Annotated in this window: 26 protein-coding genes; 5 read left to right on the forward strand and 21 right to left on the reverse strand. The window is 36.6% G+C overall.

Annotated features, from left to right (window positions below; translation table 11 throughout):
* Positions 1–246 precede the first annotated feature (246 nt).
* The 8 genes from hisIE to DES48_RS02095 are packed head-to-tail and all read right to left on the reverse strand — an operon-like array spanning position 247 to position 6,572.
* The gene (gene hisIE / locus DES48_RS02060) at positions 247–903 is read right to left on the reverse strand and encodes a bifunctional phosphoribosyl-AMP cyclohydrolase/phosphoribosyl-ATP diphosphatase HisIE (protein WP_113866441.1); all 657 of its coding nucleotides are present in this window, start codon (positions 901–903) and stop codon (positions 247–249) included.
* Positions 893–1,651 carry an imidazole glycerol phosphate synthase subunit HisF gene (gene hisF / locus DES48_RS02065; protein WP_113866443.1) on the reverse strand — a complete coding sequence of 253 codons (759 nt, stop codon included), beginning with the start codon at positions 1,649–1,651 and terminating at the stop codon, positions 893–895. Before hisF ends, hisIE begins: the two co-directional genes overlap by 11 nt.
* The gene (hisA, locus tag DES48_RS02070; protein ID WP_113866445.1) at positions 1,648–2,355 is read right to left on the reverse strand and encodes a 1-(5-phosphoribosyl)-5-[(5-phosphoribosylamino)methylideneamino]imidazole-4-carboxamide isomerase; all 708 of its coding nucleotides are present in this window, start codon (positions 2,353–2,355) and stop codon (positions 1,648–1,650) included. The genes hisF and hisA overlap by 4 nt, the downstream gene beginning before the upstream one ends.
* Entirely contained in the window at positions 2,352–2,951 is a 600-nt protein-coding gene (gene hisH / locus DES48_RS02075) for an imidazole glycerol phosphate synthase subunit HisH (RefSeq protein WP_113866447.1), read from the reverse strand. Before hisH ends, hisA begins: the two co-directional genes overlap by 4 nt.
* On the reverse strand, positions 2,948–3,535 hold the full coding sequence (gene hisB / locus DES48_RS02080) for an imidazoleglycerol-phosphate dehydratase HisB (RefSeq protein WP_113866449.1): 588 nt from the start codon (positions 3,533–3,535) through the stop codon (positions 2,948–2,950). Before hisB ends, hisH begins: the two co-directional genes overlap by 4 nt.
* Positions 3,536–4,828: a histidinol dehydrogenase gene (gene hisD, locus DES48_RS02085; protein ID WP_113866451.1), complete on the reverse strand. Its 1,293-nt coding sequence runs from the start codon at positions 4,826–4,828 to the stop codon at positions 3,536–3,538.
* Positions 4,825–5,445, reverse strand: coding sequence for an ATP phosphoribosyltransferase (gene hisG / locus DES48_RS02090; protein WP_113866453.1), 621 nt, complete (start codon positions 5,443–5,445; stop codon positions 4,825–4,827). Before hisG ends, hisD begins: the two co-directional genes overlap by 4 nt.
* Positions 5,446–5,447: 2 nt before the next feature.
* A complete protein-coding gene (locus tag DES48_RS02095) occupies positions 5,448–6,572 on the reverse strand; it encodes an ATP phosphoribosyltransferase regulatory subunit (protein ID WP_245911258.1) in 1,125 nt (374 codons plus the stop codon).
* Positions 6,573–7,311: 739 nt separating this feature from the next.
* On the opposite strand from DES48_RS02095, the gene hisJ reads away from it, so the two are divergent.
* Entirely contained in the window at positions 7,312–8,139 is an 828-nt protein-coding gene (gene hisJ / locus DES48_RS02100; RefSeq protein WP_113866455.1) for a histidinol-phosphatase HisJ, read from the forward strand.
* Positions 8,140–8,270: 131 nt separating this feature from the next.
* Here hisJ and DES48_RS02105 read toward each other — a convergent pair whose 3' ends face one another.
* From DES48_RS02105 to DES48_RS02135, 7 genes are all read right to left on the reverse strand, one after another.
* Positions 8,271–8,417 carry a DUF4025 domain-containing protein gene (locus DES48_RS02105; protein WP_113866457.1) on the reverse strand — a complete coding sequence of 49 codons (147 nt, stop codon included), beginning with the start codon at positions 8,415–8,417 and terminating at the stop codon, positions 8,271–8,273.
* Positions 8,418–8,465: 48 nt separating this feature from the next.
* Complete coding sequence (locus DES48_RS02110) at positions 8,466–9,518, reverse strand: C45 family autoproteolytic acyltransferase/hydrolase (protein WP_170126148.1); 1,053 nt, start codon at positions 9,516–9,518, stop codon at positions 8,466–8,468.
* A gap of 228 nt (positions 9,519–9,746) precedes the next feature.
* A complete protein-coding gene (parC, locus tag DES48_RS02115) occupies positions 9,747–12,209 on the reverse strand; it encodes a DNA topoisomerase IV subunit A (protein ID WP_113866461.1) in 2,463 nt (820 codons plus the stop codon).
* Positions 12,210–12,224: 15 nt separating this feature from the next.
* Positions 12,225–14,213, reverse strand: coding sequence for a DNA topoisomerase IV subunit B (gene parE, locus DES48_RS02120; RefSeq protein ID WP_113866463.1), 1,989 nt, complete (start codon positions 14,211–14,213; stop codon positions 12,225–12,227).
* 132 nt (positions 14,214–14,345) lie between these two features.
* On the reverse strand, positions 14,346–14,759 hold the full coding sequence (locus tag DES48_RS02125) for a CoA-binding protein (protein ID WP_113866465.1): 414 nt from the start codon (positions 14,757–14,759) through the stop codon (positions 14,346–14,348).
* A 16-nt stretch (positions 14,760–14,775) separates the two neighbouring features.
* Positions 14,776–16,299, reverse strand: a complete 1,524-nt coding sequence (locus DES48_RS02130; RefSeq protein ID WP_113866467.1) for an ABC transporter permease/substrate-binding protein — start codon at positions 16,297–16,299, stop codon at positions 14,776–14,778.
* Complete coding sequence (locus DES48_RS02135) at positions 16,299–17,276, reverse strand: ABC transporter ATP-binding protein (protein WP_113866469.1); 978 nt, start codon at positions 17,274–17,276, stop codon at positions 16,299–16,301. Before DES48_RS02135 ends, DES48_RS02130 begins: the two co-directional genes overlap by 1 nt.
* Positions 17,277–17,423: 147 nt before the next feature.
* Here DES48_RS02135 and plsY point away from each other — a divergent pair, with 147 nt between their 5' ends.
* The 3 genes from plsY (at position 17,424) to yidD (ending at position 19,317) form a co-directional block, all read left to right on the forward strand.
* Positions 17,424–18,011, forward strand: coding sequence for a glycerol-3-phosphate 1-O-acyltransferase PlsY (gene plsY / locus DES48_RS02140; RefSeq protein ID WP_113866471.1), 588 nt, complete (start codon positions 17,424–17,426; stop codon positions 18,009–18,011).
* Positions 18,012–18,146: 135 nt separating this feature from the next.
* Positions 18,147–19,073 (forward strand): GTP cyclohydrolase FolE2, encoded by a 927-nt coding sequence (gene folE2, locus DES48_RS02145; RefSeq protein ID WP_113866473.1) that lies wholly within the window; start codon positions 18,147–18,149, stop codon positions 19,071–19,073.
* Between the two features lie 10 nt (positions 19,074–19,083).
* Positions 19,084–19,317, forward strand: coding sequence for a membrane protein insertion efficiency factor YidD (gene yidD / locus DES48_RS02150; protein ID WP_113866475.1), 234 nt, complete (start codon positions 19,084–19,086; stop codon positions 19,315–19,317).
* A 39-nt stretch (positions 19,318–19,356) separates the two neighbouring features.
* Here the strand turns inward: yidD and DES48_RS02155 are convergent, their stop codons facing one another.
* From DES48_RS02155 to sspN, 5 genes are all read right to left on the reverse strand, one after another.
* On the reverse strand, positions 19,357–19,656 hold the full coding sequence (locus tag DES48_RS02155; RefSeq protein ID WP_113866476.1) for a hypothetical protein: 300 nt from the start codon (positions 19,654–19,656) through the stop codon (positions 19,357–19,359).
* Positions 19,657–20,079, reverse strand: a complete 423-nt coding sequence (locus DES48_RS02160) for an acyl-CoA thioesterase (RefSeq protein WP_113866478.1) — start codon at positions 20,077–20,079, stop codon at positions 19,657–19,659.
* Positions 20,073–22,364 (reverse strand): AAA family ATPase, encoded by a 2,292-nt coding sequence (locus DES48_RS02165; RefSeq protein WP_113866480.1) that lies wholly within the window; start codon positions 22,362–22,364, stop codon positions 20,073–20,075. The genes DES48_RS02160 and DES48_RS02165 overlap by 7 nt, the downstream gene beginning before the upstream one ends.
* Before the next feature lie 478 nt (positions 22,365–22,842).
* Entirely contained in the window at positions 22,843–23,064 is a 222-nt protein-coding gene (gene tlp / locus DES48_RS02170) for a small acid-soluble spore protein Tlp (RefSeq protein WP_425451844.1), read from the reverse strand.
* A gap of 12 nt (positions 23,065–23,076) precedes the next feature.
* Positions 23,077–23,220, reverse strand: coding sequence for a small acid-soluble spore protein N (gene sspN, locus DES48_RS02175; protein ID WP_113866484.1), 144 nt, complete (start codon positions 23,218–23,220; stop codon positions 23,077–23,079).
* Positions 23,221–23,423: 203 nt separating this feature from the next.
* On the opposite strand from sspN, the gene DES48_RS02180 reads away from it, so the two are divergent.
* Positions 23,424–23,573 carry an FbpB family small basic protein gene (locus DES48_RS02180; protein WP_113866486.1) on the forward strand — a complete coding sequence of 50 codons (150 nt, stop codon included), beginning with the start codon at positions 23,424–23,426 and terminating at the stop codon, positions 23,571–23,573.
* Between the two features lie 326 nt (positions 23,574–23,899).
* Here the strand turns inward: DES48_RS02180 and acnA are convergent, their stop codons facing one another.
* Entirely contained in the window at positions 23,900–26,611 is a 2,712-nt protein-coding gene (gene acnA, locus DES48_RS02185; protein ID WP_113866488.1) for an aconitate hydratase AcnA, read from the reverse strand.
* Positions 26,612–26,788 lie beyond the last annotated feature (177 nt).

Below are 26,788 nucleotides of genomic sequence, written 5' to 3' on the forward strand. Positions count from 1 at the left end.
TTTATGTAAAGGGTTACAATTCAAGATTAAATTGAAATCCAAAATTTAAGTTTACATTTTTGATGGACAAACGTATACTTCGTCAATAGCTTTTATACACTTTTATTTTCCCTCTGGAATTGTAACCATTTATCTATCTCTAATGATAAAAATCTAACCTATTAAGTAAGGATCATTTTATAATTATTTCATCTATTTATCATAATAATATTATGTACACTATATGTGAGAAAATTAAGAAGCTTTTTACCACTTCTTAATTTCTGGGCGCTCACCTTTACTATTCCCTTTTGTTAAACTTCGATTGGCTAGTTCTTCTTTTACTTCTTCCAACGAGACGCCTTGATTACGCATTAAAACAAAGGTATGATACAACAAGTCACTGACTTCATTTACAAGTTCTTGATTTTCTTGATTTTTAGCGGCAATGACAACTTCCCCAGCTTCTTCAATCACTTTTTTCGAAATTTTATCTATACCTTTATCAAATAAATAATTGGTATAAGAATTCTCAACTGGTTCTTGTTTACGTGCGTCGATTTCGTCCATTACTTGATCGATAATATCGACTTGATTTGATTGGTTTATTGTTTCGTCTTGATACACGGTATGATGGAAACACGAAATAGCTCCCGTATGGCAAGCTGGTCCGTTTGGTCTCACGTAAACGACTAAACTATCTTGATCACAGTCCAAAGTCATGGAAACGACTTGCTGCGTATTTCCCGAGGTAGCGCCTTTGTGCCATAATTCATCCCTTGAACGTGAATAAAACCACGTTTCCTTCGTATCTAATGTTTTTTGATAAGATTCTTCGTTCATGTAAGCGAGTGTTAACACTTCTTTCGACGCTTCGTCAACGATAATAGCTGGTAAGAGTCCTTTTGAAAAATCAGGCTTCACGTATATTCACTCCTTGTTCTTTACATTTTGCTTTTACTTCGGCGACTGAAAAGGTATTTTCATGAAAGATAGAAGCAGCTAAGCCTGCTGATACATCGGTTTTCTTGAATACTTCTGGAAAATGTTCTGGTTGACCTACTCCACCCGATGCAATGACAGGAATACGAACAGCATTAACAACAGCTTGTGTTAAGGCTAAATCAAAGCCTTGTTTTACACCATCGGTATCAACACTTGTTAATAGAATTTCGCCTGCTCCCCTTTTTTCGACTTCTCTTGCCCATTCTAATGCATCTAAGCCACTATCCTTTGATCCACCATTTATCATCACATGCCAACCATCAGCAAATTTTTTCGCATCAATGGCAACGACAATACATTGAGAACCAAAACGATTGGCTCCTTCCGTAATTAATGCTGGATGATGAACGGCAGCTGAGTTAATGCCGACTTTATCGGCTCCTGCTTGTAGTAATCTTGTGACATCATCGATGTTGCGAACGCCACCACCGACTGTGAAAGGGACAAATACTTCGCGTGCTGTTTCCTTTACAATATCGACCATGGTATTGCGACCTTCATTCGTTGCAGATATATCCAAGAAAATAATTTCATCTGCTCCTGCTTTGGAATAATTTTGTGCCATGGCCACGGGATCACCTAATTCCCGTAAACCAACAAAGTTAGTACCTTTAACTACTTTTCCTTCTTTAACATCTAAACAAGGAATAATTCGTTTAACGATCATTGTTTTGCTCCTTTTAAGGTAACTGCACCTTGGTAAATTGCTTTTCCTACAATCGCTTCTTCAATACCAACCTCAGCCAACACTGCAATGTCTTCGTTATCCTTGATACCACCAGAGGCAACAACTTTACATGATACAGCCTCGTTCATTTCTTGTAACGCTTCAACATTTGGACCTGACATCGTCCCGTCTTTTGAGATATCAGTGAAGACTATCGTTTGAACACCAAGTTGCTCCATTTCTTTCGCAAATGTAATATAATCTACTTCTGATACATTTTCCCAGCCATGGGTTGCAACTTTCCCATTCTTTGCGTCTATACCAACGACAATTTTTGAAGGATATTTTGCTACAGCTGCTTGAAGAAAGGACGTATCTTCAATGGCGGCGGTACCAAGTACTAATCGATCAGCACCAACGCTTACTAATTTATCAACTGTATCCATTCTGCGAATACCTCCACCAATCTGAATCGGCACAGTTGCTTGTTCACAGATCTGTTCGATTAATTGATATTGCCTTCTTTCTTCTCCGTACCTAGCACCATCTAAGTCCACAATATGAATTAGCTCAGCACCGTCAGCAATAAATGCCTGTAGTTGGCTTAACGGATCACTTGCTACTTCTTCGGTTTGATTAAAATCCCCTTGGTATAAGCGAACGCCTTTTCCATTAATTAAATCGATTGCTGGAATGATTTTCATTGTTCCACCCCTTTTAAAAATGCTTGTAAAATTCGCTGTCCTACTTCCCCACTTTTTTCGGGGTGAAATTGAATGCCGTATATTTTTCCTTTTTTAACGATCGCAGTTACTTCTGGTCCATATTCTGCCGTAGCTACCACATAAGTGTCATCTGTGTTTGCCGCATAGGTATGGACAAAATACACATGTTGATCTTGGAATGTGGCAAAAGTCGATTCCTCTTGATGCACATGCAAGGCATTCCAACCGATATGAGGCAATAAATAAGGCGTTTCTATTTTTTCAATGTCCCCGGGAATTAGGTCTAACCCTTGTGTAATTCCATTCTCATAGCCGGTTGTGAATAGCAATTGCATGCCAAGACAAATACCAAGTAGTGGTTTCTCATTTGCTAACTTTATTAATACATTTTTTAGATTTCTTTTTTCAATTTCTTCTACAGCCGCTTGAAAAGAGCCCACGCCAGGTAAAATAATATGAGAGGCTTGTTCTAAAACGGCAGGATTATCCGTAATAGCAACTTCATACCCCAATCGTTGCAAAGCCGTTTTTACACTAGCGGTATTTCCCATACCGTAATCTACTATTGCAATCATTCGATTAGCCCCTTTGTGGAATTGACCCCATTAATGGAAGGATCAATGGTAATAGCTTGTGCAAAAGACCGACCTAAAGCTTTAAAAATAGCTTCAATCTTATGATGCGTATTGATTCCGTACAACACACGAGCATGTAGCGTGATCCCAGCTTGTACAGCAAATGCCTGTAAAAATTCTCGAACTAATTCAGTATCAAAATCACCTAATTTTTGATTATCAAATACTGCATCTAGCACGAGATAAGGTCGACCACTAATATCTAATGAAACAAATCCTAAAGCTTCATCCATTGGTACATAGGCAGTACCATAACGAGTAATTTGCTTTTTATCACCAAGTGCTTCTCGAATCACTTGCCCTAGTACAATGGCGACATCCTCAACCGTATGGTGACTATCAATATGTAAATCACCGTTAGCTTTCACTGTTAAGCCAATTCTACCGTGGCGAGCAAATAACTCTAACATATGATCAAAAAACCCCACACCTGTTTGAATAGAAACCACTTCTGGATCATCCAGGCTAACAGCTACTTCGATCGCCGTTTCATTTGTTTTCCTTGCTTTGTTTGCTTTTCGCATTTATTTGCCACCACCTTTGTTTTGTCTTTTTTCTACTGCTCTAGCATGTCCAATTAAATCTTCTTCATTGGCAATGGTTATCACGTCCTCTGAAGCTTGGGATAATGCTTGTTCCGAATAATAAATAAACGTTGTTTTTTTAATAAAATCATCAACAGATAAACCAGATGAAAAGCGAGCCGTACCGGATGTCGGTAAGACATGATTTGGTCCAGCATAGTAATCGCCTAATGATTCTGGCGTATAGTGTCCTAAAAAGACAGAACCAGCATTTTTAATCTTGCCTACATACGCTAGCGCATTATCTAAGTGAATCTCTAAATGTTCCGGTGCAAATTGGTTCGACAAGTCAAAAGCTTCCTCTAGATTATCGCAAAGAACTACTGCGCCTTGGTTTGTTAAAGCCGCTTGCGCAATGTCTTTTCGAGGTAACGTCTCCAATTGTTTAGCTACTTCTTCTTTGGTTGCTGCAATTATTTTTTCCGAAGTAGTGAATAAACAAGCACGCACATTCGTATCATGCTCGGCTTGAGCAATTAAATCTGACGCAATAAACGTTGGGTCAGCAGATTCATCAGCAATAATTGCTACTTCTGATGGACCAGCAATCATGTCTATCCCAACATCACCAAATACAAGTGACTTCGCCGCAGCGACATACGCATTTCCGGGCCCAACAATTTTATCTACACTTGGAATCGAAGGTGTCCCATATGCTAAAGCCGCAATCGCTTGAATCCCACCAACTTTAAATATTCGTGTCACGCCTGCGATATCCGCTGCAACAGATAAAATAGGAGCAATATCTTCTCCATTCCGAGCCGGAGTAACCATAATTACTTCTTCTACACCTGCCAGAATCGCAGGAATCGCATTCATTAACACCGATGATGGATAACAAGCCGTCCCCCCTGGAACATAGATGCCAACTCGCTCAATCGGACGAAATAGTTGCCCCGAAATAATCGCATCATCTGTTTGCATAAAACGAGAATTTTGTAGTTGTTTTTGGTGAAAATCACGAATATTACTTGCCGCTCTTTTTAGTGCTTCAATCGTTGTTTGATCTACTAGTTGCCATGCTTGTGCGCGTTCATCTTTTGTCACTTCCCAGTTAGCAGGAACAAATCGGTCAAATTTTTCAACATATTTGGTTAATGCCTTGTCTCCCTCAGATCGAACAGCATCAATCACTTCTTTGGCAACCTGTCTGTACTGTTCATCCGTCTGATTACGCCTATTTTTGTTAATAAAATTATCTCGAAATGCTTGGATTTGGTATGTAGGTATCATAAATTTCCCCCCTGCTTTTGAAATATATCAATAATTGGTGTCAGCTCTGCTCGTTTAATTTTAAGTGAGGAACGATTGGCAATACACCGTGCACTGAATGAAAAGAACTCTTCTTTAATAACTAATCCGTTCTCTTTTAGTGTGGTTCCTGTTTCAACAATATCGACAATTGCGTCGGCTAAACCAAGAATCGGTGCTAACTCAACAGATCCTTCTAATTTAATAATATCAACGGATTCACCTTTGTCTTTGAAAAATTCTTTCGTAATTCCGGTATATTTACTCGCAATTTTTTTCTTTTGATTCGACCATACCTGACCTTGCTCCGTTGCTACCGCCATCCGACAATGGCCAAATGGTAAGGGGAATAAATTATAGACATCAGGCTGAAATTCCGCTAAGATATCTCCACCAACAATTCCTAAATCAGCGATCCCATGTTCCACATAGGTAGTAACATCAGGACCTTTGGCAAAAATAAACTGTAATGTATCGGTTTCTACACGTAATTTCCGTCCTTTATTTACTAAAGGCTCTACATCAAAATCAATCGACTCTAAAAAAGCGATAAACTGTTTTTCTAACCTTCCTTTTGTTAACGCAATCGTTGGTTTCATAGCTAATCACCTATTTTTGAAAAAATTATTTCGTCATCTACGGTAACGATTTTGTCGTACTGCTCGGCAGCTACTTGCTCATATTGAATATCTACTACAGCATTTGAATAGCTTGCTCTTAATTGTTCTGCCTGCACATGTGTCTTTGAATCTGCTAAGATGCAAATGTGTGGTTTTGCTTGCACCTGTTGCAAATGTTTGGCTAATACATCCACATCAAATGCTAAACCGACTGCTGAAATTTTCTCATCAAATTGTTCATATAATTTATCATACCGTCCACCAGAGAAACATGTTTCACCGTCAGTTTTGACATACCCTCGAAACATCGTTCCAGAATAATACGGTAAATTTTTCACACGCCCTAAATCAATAATTACTTCGTCAACACCACTTTGTTCTAATAAATTAGCTAATTCAATGAGATGGTCTAAAATTTTTGTGAGTTTAGGATTATCTTTCCATATAGATTGATAATTTCGTAATTCAGTAACCGATCCATAAGCATCAACTAATTGGGTTAATTGTGTTACTTGTTTTTCAGTCCCATGAGCTAAAGCAATTTCATAAACAATATCTCTACGCTTATCATGCATTGCTTCTCGTAATTTTTTTGTATCTGCCTCATCTAAATTTAGTGAAGCAACTATTTCATCAAAGATCCCTGTATGTCCTAACTCAATCAAATAATTAGAAATGCCTAATTCTTTTAAATAAGCGACTGCTGTCAGTAGACTCTCCACTTCTCCTAAAAAGGCTTCCGTTCGAATAATTTCAATTCCAGCCTGTTTTGATTCAATACCATCTTTGTCATTTCGAAAGACAGATCCTTCATAAAACCACTTCGTTTGTGGTGATTGTTGTTTCATTAAGGCACGAGCAATCGCTGTCGTCCAATCCACTCGAAGAACCTCGATTTCTCCATCACGATTAAACCACTTCAACATCCGATGCAGCTTCATGCCTACATGTTTGTTCGTAAACGTAGTTGCGTATTCGACCACAGGCGTAGCAATTGCTTTAAAATTCCTCGCTTGCGCAATTTCACGAAATATTGCTGATGTTGTTGCTTTATTATCTAATATTTCTCCAGTCTCATCTTGGCTACCTTCAGGTAAAAACAACATACACACCTCCGACTGTAACTTTATCACACTACCATTTTACTTAGATAAAGTATTTTTATTGTTATAACCTTATCATGTTAATTGGGGAGAAGTCAACGAAAACCTCTTATATCTAGCAAACGATTATATAATCTACTGACCAGTATAACATGTATGAAATCGAGCTATCTTTCTCTCTGCCATAATTGTATAGATAAGGAGATACTTGCATATGCATGTTTTCATCAATAAAAGTTGGAACAAAAGTATTTTTCAGTAATGAATTAGTGATGAGAACATTACCATCGCAATTAAGAGTATACTCGCGTTGTGTAGGATCGAGCTTTGGGCACAAGTTAGACGTTAAAGAGTACGTACCTGGTTTAGTCTAACTTCTTAACGGTTTGCAATTACTCGCCTTATCAAGTTACATTTTTCAAATGAGGCGAATGTCTATAAAACTTTATCACTACTTATGGAAAGAACAGTAACGTACCGACATAAATATCAACAGTGTAAATAACTGCTATACAAAATCAATAAATACAAAAGAAATAATACTGTACTTTCTCATAACCAATACTGTAATAGACCAAATTATTAATTAATTTTTATAAGACTTCGTTCGATTCTATTTCAATAGTTGTAAATGTTCTTGAATAAAACAGATTTAATATTGGTGTCATTTTCAGTCTCAAAAGGAGGTTGCGCTTTTTCTGCTAGTAAGTTTAAGGTAGAATAAGATTAGGAGGGATGTGATGTGCAGCAACCAGGAGACTTTCATATTCACACGAATTATTGTCCACATGGTACGACTGATTCGATGGAAGATTATGTACGGGCAGCGATAAATAAGGGGCTAAAGGCGATAAGTTTTACTGAACACGCCCCATTTCCAAAAGCTTTTACTGATCCTACACCGACAAAAGATAGTGCCATGCTTACGGAGGATTTGGAGAAGTATTTTGCAGAGGGCAATCGATTAAAAAAACGTTATCAAGACAAAATCAACATATACGTTGGATTTGAATTGGATTACATTATAGGCTTCGAAAAAGAAACAAAAACATTTTTAGATACATATGGTGAACAAATGGGTGATGGGATATTATCCGTGCACATGCTACAAGCGCCGGATGGTTCATTTGTTTGTTTAGATTATAGTTTAGAGAATTTCGCAAATATTATTGTGCAATTTGGTTCTGTCGATAAGGTTTATCAGGCTTATTTTAAAACCGTAGCTGCTAGTATAGAAGCTGATCTTGGCAAATATAAGCCGAACCGAATTGGCCACATTAGCTTAATTGAAAAATTTGCCAAAAAATATCCTCCGCTAAAAAACTATCAGGATAACTACATGCAATTATTACAGTTGATTAAAAATAATAATTATACATTAGATGCCAATACAGCAGGATTATATAAAGCGGACTGTGGAAAGATGTATCCACCACAAAATTTAATGGAAATAGCAGATCAAATGGGAATAGCTTTAGTTCCTGGATCGGATAGTCATGCAGCAAACACTATAGCTAGAGGGTTCGATCAATTGCCTGCTTCTATATCTTATACTTTTCCTAAGAAATGACGGGGATATTTTAATGCTATCCTGTTGGTGACAGTTTAATTAAAAACGCAAAAGTCTACACAATGCTAGAACTTTTGCGCTTTTTTTAAACAAATTTATGTTTTTTAACTTTAACTAAGAAATTTTATTATTTAGTCGATCTCATGATCAATCGTACCAGCCATATAACCATCTTCAATTTGTTCTCTTGTTTCTTCTAGTGCACGTTGTTCAATACGTAATTCTTCTTCTTTTGATAATCGTGTATTGCCAGCTTTTCTTTCTGGTCTTTCAGGCATTAAAATAACCTCCAATCTTTTTTGTTAGTATTGGAGGTTTTCTTTTAATTATGCATCTTGTTTCAACCCATCCATATAAGGCATGTGGGCATCTGTATTGAGTTTACCTTTAATTTTTTTGACCCAGGTATTGTCCCCTTTTAACCATTCTTTAAATGAAAAGATAACAGGTGGGCGATTATGACCAAGTCCGATTCCGCCTTCAAGTGTCTCTCTATCATAGATAGTCGTGTGCAACGTGCCAGCCGATTGTAAATATTTTTCGGAATACACTTCTTTTTCTTTGTTATTTAATAACTCATATGTCGCTTGTTTAGAAGCAGGATTACTCTTTTCTCTTAAGATGTCCATACGACGTTTGGAGTCGGCCAAATGGTAACGATTTGATTGATGTAAAAGGTCAAAATGATTCGTGCTCATGGTATCCGCTTTGACGCGGACAGCTTCCGAAGTCGCTTCAATGACATTTCTATTGCCAAATCGATCAGCTATCACATAATTAAACGCTACGCGATGAGGTACTTCTTTTAATAAAGCAATCGCTTCTTCGTTTGACTGGCACTGTTCCAAAATCATCCGAGTGATAATAGTGGGAATGAATCCATCTCCAGCACCACGTCGGTTAACGAAATTGTAACCCGTCATTAATCCTGTCTCATTCATTCCATCTGCTCGTCCTACCATTCGTTGCGAAGGCCCAATTGTTGCATATCCTTGCTTTGGTTGATATAAAACAAATCTGCCTTCATATGTTTTTGGGTGGAAGTCATAATTACGAACAAGAAAATGGTCTCCCGTTAGAATAGTACATCCAGAACGAACCCATTCTTGTTGATAGCCACTAAAATGAAAGATAGCTTCTTCAAAAGAAAGTTCCAACCCTTCGGCTAAACCTTTGATTTCTTCTAAAAATTGTGGGAACAAAGATTTAATCCAATCGATTGCTTTCGCTTGATCTACTGTATATCTAGGATTTTTTATCGCTTCTTTATTCGTATATATGGAGTGAATCGGCATATTTTTTAACCATTTTCCTTGCTCAAAACCAAAGGAACGATAATCGCCCCTATATTGAATAACATCTACATGATAATCTCTCATATTCATTTCCTTACGTTTATTTAGTCTAGTTGTATGTCGTTAGTCTTCTTAAATTAAATAGTTACCAGTACATTATACAATTAACTAAAAATTATAAGCTAATCTATACATTGTATAGAAATCATAGCACGTATTACTTCGAATCAAAAGTAAGTTGCTTACTTTCTATTATTAAAGCTAATAAAAAAGCGAGGCTTACTCTTATAGAGCAACTCATCGCTTTATTTATTAATGAAAATCTAATAACTCTTCTTCAAAAGGTTTCGTGTAATTCGCTTGTTTCCACACATTCACAACATTACCTTTTTCATCTGTATCTAAAACAAAGGAGCCATTACTATAACGATCACTTACACTCAATTCCATTGGGTAAAGCGTTTGCGCGTTCCCATTAGCTGTAGTCATTTGTACCACATCTGTTTCGTTTACCATCAAGAACCCTACAATACGGTGTGGTTTTTGTTTTAATTCTCGTAGCATCGCCTGTCCACGTTTCGCACGAGACATCTTGTCAAAATCATTTATGTTCATTCGCTTCGCTGCACCTCTTTGGGTAACCGCAACCAAATGTACTGCCGTTTCGGCTGGTTTACATGTTATACCATTCACTACAAATTCATCGTCTTTTAATTGAATCGCCTTTACACCACCTGCACGTTGTCCCATCGCAGAAACTTCTGATTCACTGTACCAAAGTCCGAAGCCACGATTTGAAGCAATAAATATTTCAGCATTGCCATCCGTTTGTTCCACATTTATTAATTCATCGTCACCTTTTAAATTAATAGCAACTAGAGCTTTTGAATACCGTTGGGCTTCATATAGAGCAAGCTCACTCCGTTTGATCATGCCATTTTTAGTAACAAACACGAGATAACCTTCTGTAAAAGATCTAATTGGGAGAGCTTTAATTATATAATCTCCTTTATTAATGGAAACAATATTAGAGATATGCTGACCTAAATCCTTCCACCTTATATCAGGTAACGTATGAACTGGCGCAAAGATATACTTCCCTTTATTTGTAAATAGAAGCACCGTGTCTGTCGTGTTTATTTCATGGAGTCCAACCAAATGGTCATCATCTTTAATTGCTAGGTCTTCACCATTCGAGGCGGCATAGGAACGTAAACTTGTTCGTTTCACATAGCCATCTCTAGTAACAGATACTAAGACATCTTCACTTGCCACCATTACCTCTAAATTAATCTTTAGTTCTTCAATCTTGTTTTCAATTTTTGTTAATCGGGGACTATTATATTTCTTTTTGATTTCTTTAAGATCTGACTTGATAACAGCTATTAACTGTTTTTCATCATCTAGAATCGCTTGCAACTCGTTAATTTTCTGTTGCAATTCTTCTGCTTCTTGTTGTAGTGACGTAATGTCTGTATTTGTTAAGCGATATAACTGTAGATTAACAATTGCCTCCGCTTGTGCTTCCGAAAAATCAAATGCTGCTTTAATCCGTCGTTTTGCATCTTGTTTATCATTAGAAGCCCGAATCGTAGCAATTAATTCATCTAAAACAGAAATCGCCTTAATTAATCCCTCAACGATATGGGAACGATCTTGTGCTTTCTTTAAATCAAAAATTGATTGTCTTGTCATCACTTCTTTTTGGTGGGCAATATACGCATCTAGTAATTCCGTTAGACTTAATAATTTTGGTGTTTTATCTTTAATCGCAACCATATTGAAATGATACGTTACTTGAAGGTCTGTATTTTTGTATAAGTAATGTAAAATACCTTCGCCGTTCGCATCTTTTTTCAATTCAATTACGATACGTAGGCCAGTGCGATCCGTCTCATCACGAACTTCTGCAATTCCTTCTACTTTTCGATCAATACGTAATTCATCCATACGCTTAACGAGTGCAGCTTTGTTTACTTCATAAGGGATTTCATCAATAACAATTTGTTCTTTATTCCCTCTGATTGGCTCAATCCAAGCTTTACCACGAACGACAATTTTTCCTTTACCAGTCTCATAAGCTTGTTGTAAATTTTCAACGCCTTGGATAATGCCACCAGTGGGAAAATCAGGGCCTTTCAGCACTTTCATTAATTCTTTAATCGTAATAACTGGGTTGTCCATTCGTTTGATTACTGCATCAATGACTTCGCCTATATTATGGGGCGGTATATCAGTAGCATAACCTGCTGATATACCTGTTGAACCATTGACAAGTAAATTAGGAAAACGTGCTGGTAATACTACCGGTTCATTAATGGTATCATCAAAGTTTGGCACATAATCAACGGTTTCTTTATCAATATCTCGTAGCAACTCAGAAGAAATACTAGAAAGTCGCGCTTCCGTATAACGCATTGCTGCTGGTGGGTCATTATCGACACTTCCGTTATTTCCATGCATCTCAACAAGCACGTTCCGTAACTTCCACGTTTGACTTAAACGTACCATAGCTTCATAAACAGAACTATCTCCATGTGGATGATAGTTCCCTATTACTGTACCAACTGTTTTTGCCGATTTACGAAACGGTTTATCAAATGTATTTCGTTCTTCATACATCGCAAAAAGAATTCTGCGTTGTACCGGTTTCAATCCATCACGCGCATCTGGTAATGCACGATCTTGAATAATATATTTGCTATAACGACCAAAACGGTCGCCGATCACCTCTTCTAAAGGTAAATCAAGAAAATTTTCGATTGACGATGTCAACTGTACTTCCTCCTCTTACGTATGGATATTTTCATTATCCATAATATTTGCATCTTCTTGTAAGCCGAATGCTACATGGGATTCAATCCATTTCCTTCGGGGCGCAACTTTATCTCCCATAAGTGTAGCTACACGTCGTTCTGCACGAGCAAGATCATCAATAGTAACTCGTATTAATGTTCTTGATTCTGGATTCATTGTCGTTTCCCAAAGTTGATCAGCATTCATCTCGCCTAGTCCCTTATAACGCTGTAAAATATAACCGTTTTTCAGCTTTTTGGTCACTTCTTGCATTTCTTCTTCATTCCATGCATAGTGAATCTCTTCTTTTTTACCTTTTCCTTTAGAGATCTTATATAAGGGTGGTAATGCAATATAGACTTTTCCTGTTTCAATTAGAGGTCGCATATAACGATAGAAAAAGGTAAGTAATAGTACTTGAATGTGTGCCCCATCTGTGTCAGCGTCTGTCATAATGATAATTTTATCATATTGGATGTCCTCCGTATTAAAATCACCACCAACACCAGCACCAATCGTATGAATAATCGTCGAAATTTCTTCATTTTTTAATACATCAGCTAATTTAGCTTTTTCTGTATTGATAACCTTACCTCGTAAAGGCAATACAGCTTGAAATTTACGATCACGTCCTTGCTTTGCTGAACCACCAGCTGAATCACCTTCGACAAGGTATAATTCATTTTTATCAGCATTTTTAGACTGTGCTGGTGTTAACTTACCACTTAATAAAGCATCTTTTCTTTTCCTTTTTTTACCTGAACGCGCTTCTTCACGCGCTTTGCGTGCAGCTTCTCTTGCTTCTTTGGCTCGAACAGCTTTTTTCAATAGCATGGAGGCGGTGTCTGGGTTTTCTTCAAGGAAATAAGCTAAATTCTCTGACACAACAGCATCAACGGCAGAACGAGCTTCTGAAGTACCTAATTTTCCTTTAGTTTGTCCTTCAAATTGTAATTTCGCTTCTGGAATGCGGACAGAAACGATCGCTGTAAAACCTTCGCGAATATCATTACCTTCAAGGTTTTTATCTTTTTCTTTCAACAGATTATTTTTTCGGGCATATTCATTAAAGACTCTAGTAATAGCAGTTCTTGCTCCTGATTCATGCGTACCACCATCTTTTGTTCGGACATTATTAACAAATGATAGCATGTTTTCGGCATACCCATCATTAAATTGAAAAGCAAAATCTATCTCCAATTCCTGTTGTTCTCCTTCGAAGGAAACGACAGAGTGAAGTGCATCTTTTTCTTCGTTTAAGTAAGTAACAAACGATTTCAGTCCTTCAGGATAGCAAAATGAAGCTGTTTCGTCTTGTCGTTCGTCTTCTAAAATAATCTCTAATCCCTTTAATAAAAATGCAGCCTCACGTAATCTTTCTGCTAGAATATCATATTGAAATGTTGTGGTCGAAAAAATAGTTGAATCAGGTTTGAAATGGATAATCGTACCTGTTTTCCTTGTTTTTCCGATCGTCTCTAAATCGGTGTCTGCTACGCCGCCATTTCGAAATGTTTGCTGATAAATCGATCCTTCACGATGGATTGTCACTGTTAACCATTCGGATAAAGCATTAACTACTGAAGCACCAACACCATGTAAACCACCTGAGGTTTTGTAACCACCCTGACCGAACTTACCACCAGCGTGTAATACCGTTAAAATAACTTCTGGTGTAGGTCTACCTGTACGGTGCATGCCAGTTGGCATACCACGTCCTTCGTCCATTACGGAAATACTATTATCTTTATGTACTTTTACAGTGATTTTTGTTCCGAATCCTGCTAATGCTTCATCTACAGCGTTATCTACTATTTCAAAAACAAGATGGTGTAAGCCTCTTGCGTCTGTACTTCCTATATACATACCTGGTCTTTTTCTAACTGCTTCAAGGCCTTCTAAGACTTGAATCGAATCATCAGAATAAACGTTTGTCTGTTTACTCAATGTAAGTGCCCCTTTCTCCAAACACACTAGTAACATTCCCTATGTTACCATAATTTCTTGAAATATCTATATGTTAGAACAAATGTTTGATTTCGTAAAGTGTCTATTTGCACGATTTGTAACTTAACAATGAAAAATCTCTGTCGAAACAGAGATTTTTTACTGTACTTATTTAGTTAGCGCGTGTGCGACTTTAATACACATATCCATAATAACGGAAAAGCCTTGATCTGTTAACCACTCGTAGGTTTCTTGATCAAAAATTCCTTGCTGGGCCCAGAAAACACGTGCATTGGTTTGGAGCGCTTCTTTAGCGACATCTTTTAGAAAAACAGATCTTCTAAACACGTTAATAATATCAAATTCTTCTGGTACGTCTTGTAAAGAAGGATAAGCTTTTTCTCCTAATGCTTCCTCAATGGTCGGATTAATAGGTATAATCCGATACCCATTCGTTTGCATTGCTTTTGATACTTGATAGGAAGTTCGTTCTGGATTATCGGATAAACCTACCACAGCAATCGTTTTCGCGTTATCTAAAATCGTTTTTATTTCTTCTTTTGACGGATGTTGATAATCCATGTGACATGTCTCCTTATTATTGTGATAATAAGCCTTGTTCGGTTAAAAAGTTTCTCGCTACCTCTTCGGGCTGTTTGTCTTCATAATCTACTTGATAATTCATTTCTCTCATCTGTTCATTGGTAATTAAACCAGCTAATTGATTCAAAATACTCTCTAATTCAGGATAGTTATCTAATGTTTCTTGTCGCATTAATGGTGCGCCTTGATAAGGCGGGAACACATTCTCTGTATCTTCTAAGGATACTAATCCTAATTCTACCATATATGCTTCCGTAGAATAAGCATCAATCACATCGACTTCATCATTTTTGATTGCTTGCTGTCTAACACCAGGATCCATTGTTTTTATTTCACCGAATGAAATTCCGTATTTGTCTTGGATTCCTACATAGCCATCTTCTCGGTCTTTAAATTCCAAGGTAAAGCCCGCTGTCATGTCGTCATCTATAGCTTGTAAATCTGCAATAGAAGTCAAATTATTTTCTTCAGCAAAGCTTTCTTTGACAGATAGTGTGTAAGTGTTATTGTACTTCATTGGTTGCAAATAAGCCATATTAAATGTTTCCATCATCTCCGTTTTTGCCTGTTCATATACTTTTTTCGGTTCATTACTGTTTGTTTGTTCTTCTAGATGTGTAACAATCGCAGTACCTGTAAATTCTGGATAGATATCAATGTCACCATTTTTTAATGCGTTAAAAACAAATGTCGTTTTTCCTAGATTAGGTTCTAAAGCGACATCTAAATCGGTTTGATCTTCAATTAATAGTTTATACATGTTTATTAATATGGTAGGTTCTGCATTTAACTTTCCACCGATTACTAAATCAGCTTCTTTTTCTTGATTAAATGCAAACGGCACTAGTATTAAGGCCAATACGATTAAAGTAACCAAGATCGACTTAAAAGGCGATCGTTTTGCTGATTTGCCAAAAAAACGAAGTAACCCATCAAGTATAATTGCAAGTAATGCTGCTGGTATCGCACCTAGGATGATTAAGTTAATGTCTCCACCTCGATCAATACCTAGTAAAATTAATTCCCCAAGTCCACCAGCCCCAATTAGTGCTGCTACAGTGGTAGTACCGACAATTAAAACCATAGATGTTCGGATTCCTGCCATAATGACTGGCATTGCGAGCGGCAGCTCTACTTTAATCAATCGTTTATACGTATTCATCCCCATTCCTGTTGCGGCTTCGCGTAAAGCTGGGTCTACTTCATTAATTCCTGTATACGTGTTCCGTAGGATTGGTAACAGACCGTAAACAATAAGTGCTACTACAGCTGGTTTGGTGCCAATGCCTAAAAACGGGATTAAAAATGCTAAAATAGCTAAACTTGGAATCGTCTGCAATACAGCTGTAATTGCAATCATTGGTTCTGCAATGCGTTGATATCGCGTTAAAATAATTCCTAAAGGGACGGCGATAACAATAGCAATTAGTAGCGCCAGTACAGACAGCTGGATATGTTCTAGAATGGTTGAAAAAACCATTGACTGACGTTCTTCCCAGACAGATAAAAACTGTTGCATTACTGGATCACTCCATTCTTAGATGTGATCCGTTCGCGAAGAAATTGTAAAATATCCCTTTCATGAATAACCCCTAATGCCCGATTATCCTTGAGTACGACAAGTTGATTTACTCCTTCAGTTTCAAGCAATTTTACTGCTTCAATCAAAAATTGATCCGCTTGAATAGACACTTTTTCACTATTATTATTCATAGTTTCTTGCTTAGCTAACCGTTGTTGTAACACATCTTTCACTGTCATTTGCCACGCGGATCGTTTCTCACCAATAAATGTCTTAACAAGATCTGTTTGTGGATACAATACGATTTCTTGTGGTGTACCAACTTGAATAATCTTCCCTTCATCCATTAAACAAATACGATCAGAGATAGTTAATGCCTCGTCCATGTCGTGGGTAACAAAAACGATGGTTTTATGGATTTTTTGTTGAAGCTCTTGAATATCTTTTTGTAACTGTTCTCTACTAATTGGATCAAGCGCACTAAAAGGTTCATCCATTAAGATAATATCTGGATCTGCAGCTAAGGCACGAACAACTCCAATTCGTTGTTGTTGACCACCAGATAGTTCACTAGGCATTCGATTAATGAACTTTTCTGGCTCTAATCCAACCATATCTAATAATTCGGTTATTCTAGATGTTGTCCGTGATTTTTCCCAATTTTTCATTTGCGGAACAATTTCAATGTTTTCACGAACAGTCATATGTGGAAATAACGCAATTTGTTGAAGTACATAACCAATATTCCAACGTAATTGATGAATATCATAAGAAGTTATATCCTTATCATTTATCTTAATGGTTCCTTTCGTTGGTGTAATCAAACGGTTGATCATTTTCATCGTAGTTGTTTTCCCACAACCACTTGGTCCAATTAACGTAAATATCTCACCTTGTTTTATATGTACAGAGAAATCATTTACTGCTTCTGTGCCATCTTGATATACTTTATCTACATGTTCAAAAGTTATCATATTTACCCCTCCTACTGATTTATACGTTACCCATTTACAAAGCTTAAGAAACACATATTTCACTTGTTTACTAAATTTATAGTACATGGTAATAAGAATTCGTGTTAAAATAACGATACTGTGAAATAGATTAAAGGAGCAAATGATATGACTTATGTATTATTAGCAATACTTGCTTATTTGATTGGGTCAATCCCATCTGGACTTATTGTCGGAAAAACATTTTATAACATTGATATTAGAGAACACGGCAGTGGTAACCTTGGGGGCACCAACTCGTTTCGTGTCTTAGGTATAAAAGCTGGTACAGTAGTTACATTGGCTGATATTTTAAAAGGAACTTTAGCCGTACTATTACCGATAATATTTTCTGTTGATGCTAGTGTGAATGCTTTAATTATCGGTGTTTTTGCAGTTATTGGTCACATGTATCCTGTATTTGCACGATTTAAAGGCGGTAAGGCTGTTGCCACTTCCGGAGGCATGTTACTAGGGCTTAGTCCACTTTTATTCGGAATTATTTTAGTTTCCTTTTTCCTAGTGTTGTATTTAAGTAAATACGTATCACTCGCGTCAATGGTAACCGGAATCGTAGCAGTTATTACTTCCGCTTTGCTACAAAATATTGGCCTAATTATTGTAACAACTATATTGACAATATTTGTTATTTATCGTCATAGAGCAAATATTAAGCGGATCATCAATAAAACAGAACCAAAAATTAAATGGATGTAACTTCTACAATATTTACTCAAAGCTGATTGCCTTTGAGTATTTTTTCTTTAATGAATAAAAAAGCATAAAAATTGAACGCACACTATTTTTAACTTATACTTTGAGATAGGTTATCAACTGAAAGGGGTTAGCATAATGGGGATTAATACAAATGGAAAAAAACAATTACCAAATAAACAAGAACGACATAAATTATTTGGCTCTGTAGAACCAGGCAAAAAAACAAAACCTACAGATAAAGAAGCTATGGCGGATCTACAAAACTCACAAAATAATTACTTATTTGATTTAGACGCGGTAGGAATCTCAAACGTTAAATACCCTGTCAAAGTATCAAGTCAATTACAACCTACCACCCAAAGTTCAATTGGGGAGTTTAGTTTTTCTTCCTCAGTAGCAAAAGATAGTAAAGGTACCAACATGAGCCGTTTTACTGAGCAGTTACATGCTTATTTAATAGATGGAAACTTTGATGTGTCGCTGTCAAATTTAAAAGAATTCACAAAAGAATTAGCAGCACGACTTAAGCGCAATGATGCTTTCTTAGAAGTAACATTTCCTTGGTTTTTTGAACGTAAAGGCCCAGCCTCTGACTTAAGTGGGTTTAACCATGCGGATGCTTATATTCGCATCAATTATGATAAAGAGCTCGGTTATGATATCATAACCGGAATCACAGGTACGATCACTACTTTATGCCCGTGTTCAAAAGAAATTAGTGAATACAGCGCTCACAATCAACGCGGTAAAGTTTCGATGGAAATTGGGCTAGCAGATTCATTTGATGAAAACAAAATCGACTGGAAACAAGCGTTATTAGAAGCAGCTGAAAGTAATGCAAGTGCTAGAATCCACCCTGTTCTTAAACGGCCAGATGAAAAAATGGTTACAGAACAAGCTTACGAGAATCCACGATTTGTCGAAGACATGGTTAGACTCGTTGCTGCTGATTTATATGAAATGGAGTTCGTGCAAGCATTTCATGTCGTTTGTCAAAATGAAGAATCGATTCATTTACACGATGCGATCGCTTCAATAACATACGATAAAAGTGAAGAATAGAAGGGTTGAAATGAAATATTTACTAATAGGTATCATTCGGTTTTATCAAAAATTTATTAGTCCTATGACATCGCCAAGTTGTCGATTTCAACCTACTTGTTCTCAATACAGCTTAGAATCGGTGAGACGATTTGGTGCCATGAAAGGGACCTACCTGAGTGTTAGGAGAATAGTAAAGTGTCATCCTTTTCACCCTGGTGGATTTGACCCTGTACCAGAAAAGAAATCAAAAAGGCGGACCTAAAGAACTGAACTTGGTCCGTCTTTTTTTAACCTTATACTATTATAAACCAAAACGTTTAATTTGGTCACAGACGCCTTCTTGTGTTAATATCTCTTTTTGCCGTTCACCAAATAAATCAAAATGAGGATATAACTCATCACGATGAATCCATTCAGGAGCCAAGTGATATTTTTGTCCCCAGTTTTTCAATTTGGTCAAATCATTACACCCTACTTTTGTAACTGTATCACAACCTGGAAAACGATCGTCTAACCAGTAATGCGTTAAAAAAGCAATATTTCCATTTTGTACATCTTGTTTCCACTTATTTAGTTCACTTCGTTTCACACCAAAGGCCATCTATTTCTCCTCCAAGGCGTTGGAATATACTTCATGCCACTCAGGAAACTTTTTACGTAGGGAAATAGGACGAAAATTATCTTTTTTCACAATCACATGTTGTGAAGTACCACTAACAGCAATATTACCTTCTGCATCGGTCACTTGATAGCCATAGGTAGTTCGTAATCCATCATAGTTTTCTAACCATGTATGCACAAATGCATCTTGGCCATAGCGAATAGGTTGTTTAAAGTACACATGTACATCGATTACTGGAGAAACGACACCTTGTTCTTCCATTTCATGATAGTTGAGTCCATTAGCTTCAATAAATGCTGTTCGTCCAATTTCGAACCAAACTAAATAATTGGCATGGTATACAACTCCCATTTGATCTGTTTCTTGATATCTTACTTGTATCGGAGTCTTTATTTTCATGATTCATTTTCTCCTTTCACTGCTAGCCAAGCTTTTTCTACATCTGCTTTTGTAAGTAGTAAGAAGTTTTCAGAACTATCTTCTGAATCCTCTAAACGTAGGGCTTGAAATTGGATAGCTTCATCAACGAGATTCACAACAAAACGAGCATTGCCGTTTATTTTGTTATTGTTAAACTGGGTAAATAAATACGACGCAGCGTCTCCATCTAATTGATATTGATAATTTTTAACATGATAATTGGTAATTTGAATTAATTCATCTGCATTATAATCAAGAAAATGGAAATATTTTTTAAATCGTGAAGCAAGTCCCGGATTACTATCAATAAACTGCTGCATCTCTTGTTTATATCCTGCTAAAATCACAACCAAGTTTTCATTGTGTTTTGTCATTTCATCTACTAAAGTATCAATGGCTTCTTTACCGAAGTCATTTTGCCCACGAAAAAGTGAATAGGCTTCATCAATGAACAAAACACCACCTAAAGCTTCTCGAATTTTTTGTTTTGTTTTAACAGCCGTTTGGCCAACATAACCAGCAACTAAATCACTTCTTGAAGCTATTACGAAATGTCCCCGTTTCAACAAACCACAATCTTTTAACAACTCAGAATAAATTTTTGCTACAGTTGTTTTTCCTGTTCCTGAGTTTCCAGAGAATACTGCATGCAACTGAATTGGTACAGCTGGATAGCCTTGTTGTTTGCGTTGTTGCTGTACTTTGACAAAAGAAGATAGCTTTTTCACTTCTTGTTTAACATTACTAAGTCCAATAAGATCATCTAACTGTTCCATAGGATCGCCACCGTCTGATTGATTATCTATAAAATCTAAATCTTCTTTATCAATACGCATGTGCTCTATCCAATTATCATTGACGTCAATCGTTTCAGCAGCACCTTTATTAAAAATTGCCTTTAATACTAAATCTCGAACTGTACGAGCGTTTCCAAATGTTTCATCTACTTTCGCTTGATCAATCAATGTTTCAAAATGTCGACGTGCTTCTGTTGTAAAAAAGTAATCGTTTGATAAAGCCGTATTCTCCGCAATGTGTAATAATTCATTAATTTGAAAATCGGGAAGTGAAATAAAATTTTGGTCTGGAAAACGACTTCTAAGACCAGGATTTGACCACAAAAATTGTCTCATTTCTTCTGGATAGCCAGCTAGAATGACAGCAAATTTCCCTTCATATTCACTGCTTGTCATCGCAGATACCAACGTATCAATTACCGCTTGGCCATAATCATTTCCCTGTTGTTCTTGACGTTTTAAGCTATATGCTTCATCTATAAATAGAATTCCACCCATTGCTTTTTTTATATATGCAATGGTATTTTCTTCACTTTGTCCGACATAGGAACCAACAAGGTGAGATCGGTTAACTTCGATTACTTCTTTTGATTGTAGTAATCCAAGTTCGTAATAAATTTCAGCAAGTAAGCGCGCAATGGTTGTTTTACCTGTTCCTGGATTTCCAGTGATGACCATATGCAGTCCAGGTTCATCAATCATTTGGAACCCTAATTCTTTACGCTCTTTTTGATATTTCAAATAATGATAATATTTATTCATATAGTCTTTGATGTCCGCTAAGCCAACCATTTCCTGCAATTTGTCTAGTGCGGTTTTATTTTCATTTGATTGTAAAATCATTGGGATCGAATGATATAAATCAATTTTTAAACTACTTAACGCTCGTATATCATTATTAATTTTTGAAATTGGTGCGCTAGTTCGTTTATTTTCTAACATAGCAATAGCATCTTCTAATGTTTCTATTAAATCATTTATTTGTTGTATTATTTTTTTATATAATCGCCCAATCTCCAAGTCGTTACTAGATTCTATTGTAGTGCTATCTAATAGGTTTTGCAGACGCTCAACCCACTGGTTCATTTTCTTTAATTTCACTGGGGCAAAATCAGTTTCTCTTAACGCCCACTCTTCAAATTGTTGTTCACTTAAAGCTAAATAAAATTGGTAATAGGATTTAATTTGCTGTATAGATTGGTATACAGGTATGGTTGCGTCATAATCCCCTGCCTTACGCAATAAAAAGTCGACAAAAGGATCCGTTTCTGTATGCCTTTTTAAGCGATGAAACGCAAGCATGGTATACAGCAATGCCATGGTTTCATTGGCAACTGTCTGTTTTTCTTTTTCCACATCGTCTAACACGCGAAGTATTTCTACTTCTGTTAATGGTGGAAGCTGATCAAGTGACTTCCAATTGGTTATTTTATCTTCATTTATCGTTTGTGTATTTGCTACCTCACTCACAATGATACGCTCCCTTCACTTGTTTCATTTTATCATAAAAAATTTTTTTCGTTTGCTACAGTGCTCACATTTCTAGACAATAGTAGAATAACAGTTCCGCTTACTTCTTTGATATTGTGTTCGTGTCATGACCTTTTTACCATCGTTAGTAGGATAAAAAAGATAGTGAAGTAAAAAAATATGATTGATCCAGTCACTGGGATTAGGAAACGATTCACCAAAATAAAGTTCTAGTATTTTCTTTGAGGATGAAGGCCACTCTTTAGCCCGACCTTACGCAGAATTAGATGAAAAAGTTATTGAATTACTTTATAGAAATGATATTAAGTTAGGTACGATGGAAAATGAAATACGCAAACAGCTAGATAATCGAATAGAAGAATAACATTTAAATACTCTTTGTTCGTTTATTTAACAATATTAAAACGCTTGGATATACAGGTTATCCAAGCGTTAGAAATATTGATATAAAAATAAATTATCGTTCTTTATACTCGTCTTTTATCTCTGCACGCATACTCTCAATGGAGTCTTCTCGTCTTTTATTTTTTTGCTTAATATTTTCTTTTTCTTCATCACTAGCAAATTTCATCGTATCATGTGATGCTTCAATGTTTTCGATCGTATTTTGTACCATTTCTTGTAGTTTTTCGACATTATCCGATCGATCATCTGGATTTGGTTGTTGATGATTCTTCACAATAGTTCCTCCTTACTTTCCTTTTTGATCTACTAATTCAGGGTTATGATCTTTCTTTAATCCCATTTTTTTCGCATTGTTAGCTCTAGCCTTTCTTGGCTGTGTACCTAATACATCCGGCTGAAATTGCTCACTATCACGTTTAGGATTGCTCATGTAAACCCCTCCTTCACTAGCTAGTGTGAATTAAGGTACTGTATTTTATACAGAAATGAAATTGTTACAAGTTGGTTGACATCAGTGCATGTTCATTCATAACACTTATATTTTATAAACTTTTACTCCTAACTTCATTTTATAATTATAATTATCAGATAAATGGAAATAATAGTTATAAATGAACAACAGGAGGGTTTTGTATGCAAAACAAAGGAAAAATGAGTTTTGAAACACTTTTTGCAATGAACCGTGAAAAAATATTAAACGATGTTCATCAACTAGCAGAAATTGAAAAACGAATCGATACGCGTATCCATGCAACGATTAAAGACAACAATCAATCAAATTAAAAAAGTGTGCGGGACAAAACTAATTTTCAACTGCAGTAAACAAATGATTGATGAGAGCCTAACCGTCGCAACTGGAAATATACTCACGTTCTGGGGGCACGAATTCAGCTAACTTTGTAAAAACGCTCTACAAAGTGGATCTTCGGCTCGTGGGACTGCGATTACTCGTCCCATCGAAAACATACGCTGGTCCCGCTAGAGTCTTGAATATTTCCAGTTGCTTAGTTATATCACCTAACCAAAAAGCGGACGATAGATAAAAATTATATCTATCGTCCGCTTTGCTTTTTCGAGAGCTTAATTCACTTTTGTTCCAGTCTCTTTCTTTATTGTGCTTCTAATTTATTTCGTAGAACATTTTGTAAAATACCACCGTGACGATAATAGTCGATCTCTACTTCACTGTCGAAACGAGCAATAACGTCAAAAGCGATCTTTTCTCCATTTTCTTTTTCAGCTACAACCGATACACTATCGTTGGGTTTTACCGTTCCATCAATTTGAATACGATACGTTTCTTTCCCCGTTAAGCCTAAACGATCAGCTGAGTCAGACTCTTTAAACTGTAATGGTAATACGCCCATCATCACAAGGTTACTTCGGTGAATTCGTTCATAACTTTCAGCAATAACAGTTTTTATTCCTAATAGGTTTGTACCTTTTGCAGCCCAGTCACGTGAACTACCCATACCATAATCTTTTCCTGCAATAACCATTAATCCAGTATTAGTTTGCTGATACTTCATAGCAGCATCATAGATTGGCATAACTTCATCAGTTGGCCAATACGTTGTAAAACCACCCTCTGTACCTGGCGCTAACTTGTTCTTAATTCGAATGTTAGCAAACGTTCCACGCATCATGACCTCGTGGTTTCCACGTCTTGATCCATAGGAATTAAAGTGGCGTGGCGTGACACCTTTTTCCTGTAGGTACTTACCAGCTGGCATGTCTTTAGCAATAGCACCTGCTGGTGAAATATGATCTGTTGTTACAGAATCACCGAATTTTCCAATGACACGTAAATCAGCTAATGGTTCTACTTCGTCTACTTCTTTTGTTAGCCCTTCAAAGAATGGCGGATTTTGTATATAAGTAGAATCTTCATTCCAAGTATATAATGGTTCATTTGTTGTTTCAATTGCATTCCATTTTTCATTTGCATCAAAAATACTTTCATATTCTTTTTTGAAGATTTCTGGTGTAACCACTTTTTCAACTTCATTACGAATTTCATCAATTGATGGCCATAAATCATCGAAAAAGACATCATTACCTTCTTCATCTACGCCTAAAGGTTCATCTTTAATGTTTATATCTACTGTACCAGCTAAAGCATAAGCAACTACTAAAGGAGGAGATGCTAAATAATTAGCTTTCACGAATGGATGAATACGACCTTCAAAGTTACGATTACCAGATAAAACTGATGATACAGTTAAATCATTATCTGCAATTGCTTGTTCAATCTCTGGTGATAATGGTCCAGAGTTACCAATACATGTCGTACATCCATATCCTACAAGACTAAAACCTAACTGATCCAAATACGGCATTAAGCCTGCATCTTCTAAATAACGCGTAACAACTTTTGAACCTGGTGCCAAAGATGTTTTTACATATTCCGGTACAGCTAATCCTTTTTCGACAGCTTTTTTCGCAAGTAATCCCGCACCTAACATAACGTAAGGATTGGATGTATTGGTACAAGAAGTAATCGCTGCGATTGCTACTGCCCCAGTTTTCATTGTTGATGTTTTTCCATTAGGATGCTCAATCATTACTTCTTTACTAAATTCTGATTTATCCAACCCAAAACCTTGATTTCCTGCTGGCGCGGTAATTGCCTCTTGGAACGATCCTTTCATCATAGAAAGTGGAATTAAATCTTGTGGACGCTTTGGACCAGATAAATTAGGTTCAAGCTCTGATAAGTCAATTTCAACTAGATCAGTAAATGCTGGATCGGCTTGTTCTGGAGAATACCATAGGTTATTTTCTTTACAATATTTTTCTACTAATGCAATATGTTCTTCACTCCGCCCAGTTAAACGTAAATAATTTAACGCTTCTTGATCGACAGGGAAAAATCCGCACGTAGCACCGTACTCTGGCGCCATGTTAGAAATAGTTGCACGATCAGCAAGTGGCATATCTTGCAGTCCTGGACCAAAGTATTCAACAAATTTTCCAACTACTTTTTTCTCACGAAGTACTTGTGTTACTTTTAAAGCTAAATCGGTCGCTGTTGTTCCGTTTGGAAAACTTCCGGTGAACTTCACACCGATAACTTCAGGAGCCGGAAAATATGATGGTTGACCTAACATACCAGCTTCAGCTTCAATACCACCAACGCCCCATCCTAATACACCAAGCCCATTGATCATGGTTGTATGTGAATCCGTACCTACTAAAGTATCAGGGTAAGCTTCCATTTCACCGTCTTCATTCTCGACAGCATGAACCACATTTGCTAAATACTCAAGGTTAACTTGGTGAACAATACCGGTAGCTGGTGGAACAGCCCGATAATTTTCAAAAGCTTTCTGTGCCCAATTTAAAAACTCATACCGTTCGGCATTGCGTTCAAATTCTAAATCCATATTTGCTTGTAACGCTTGTCTTGTTCCATATTGATCTACTTGAACCGAATGGTCAATAACTAAATCAACTGGAACTTCGGGATTAATTTGGTCAGAGGAACCACCCATATCAACCATTGCTTTTCTTAATGATGCTAGGTCAACCACAGCAGGAACACCTGTAAAATCTTGAAGTATAACACGTGAAGGCTTAAATGGTACATCTGTCTTTTCTGTTTTTCCCCATTTTGCTAATCCATTAATGTGTTCTTCTTTAATCACTCGTCCATCGTGTTGTCGAATTAACGATTCCAATAAAACACGGATAGAGAATGGTAATCTTGTGATGTTACCAATCCCTGCTTCCTCCAGTGCTTTTAAATGATAAAAATGATACGTTTTACCGTTCAATTCAAAGTGCTTTTTTACATTTACATCATTAAAATTGTTTACCATAACCAAATACCCCCATTTAAAACTCTCTCTTGTTCACAACTCTCCGCTCCATAAATTGTGAAACACGTATGTATTATTTATTTTAATAGAAAACTGTTAATAAGTAAAATTTTTAGACAGTTTAACGCTTACTTTGCGTATAAATTGATAAAGTTCACAAATACTAATACTAGCTAT

It is taken from the genome of Paraliobacillus ryukyuensis, from assembly GCF_003315295.1.
GTDB classification, from domain to species: Bacteria; Bacillota; Bacilli; order Bacillales; family Amphibacillaceae; genus Paraliobacillus; species Paraliobacillus ryukyuensis.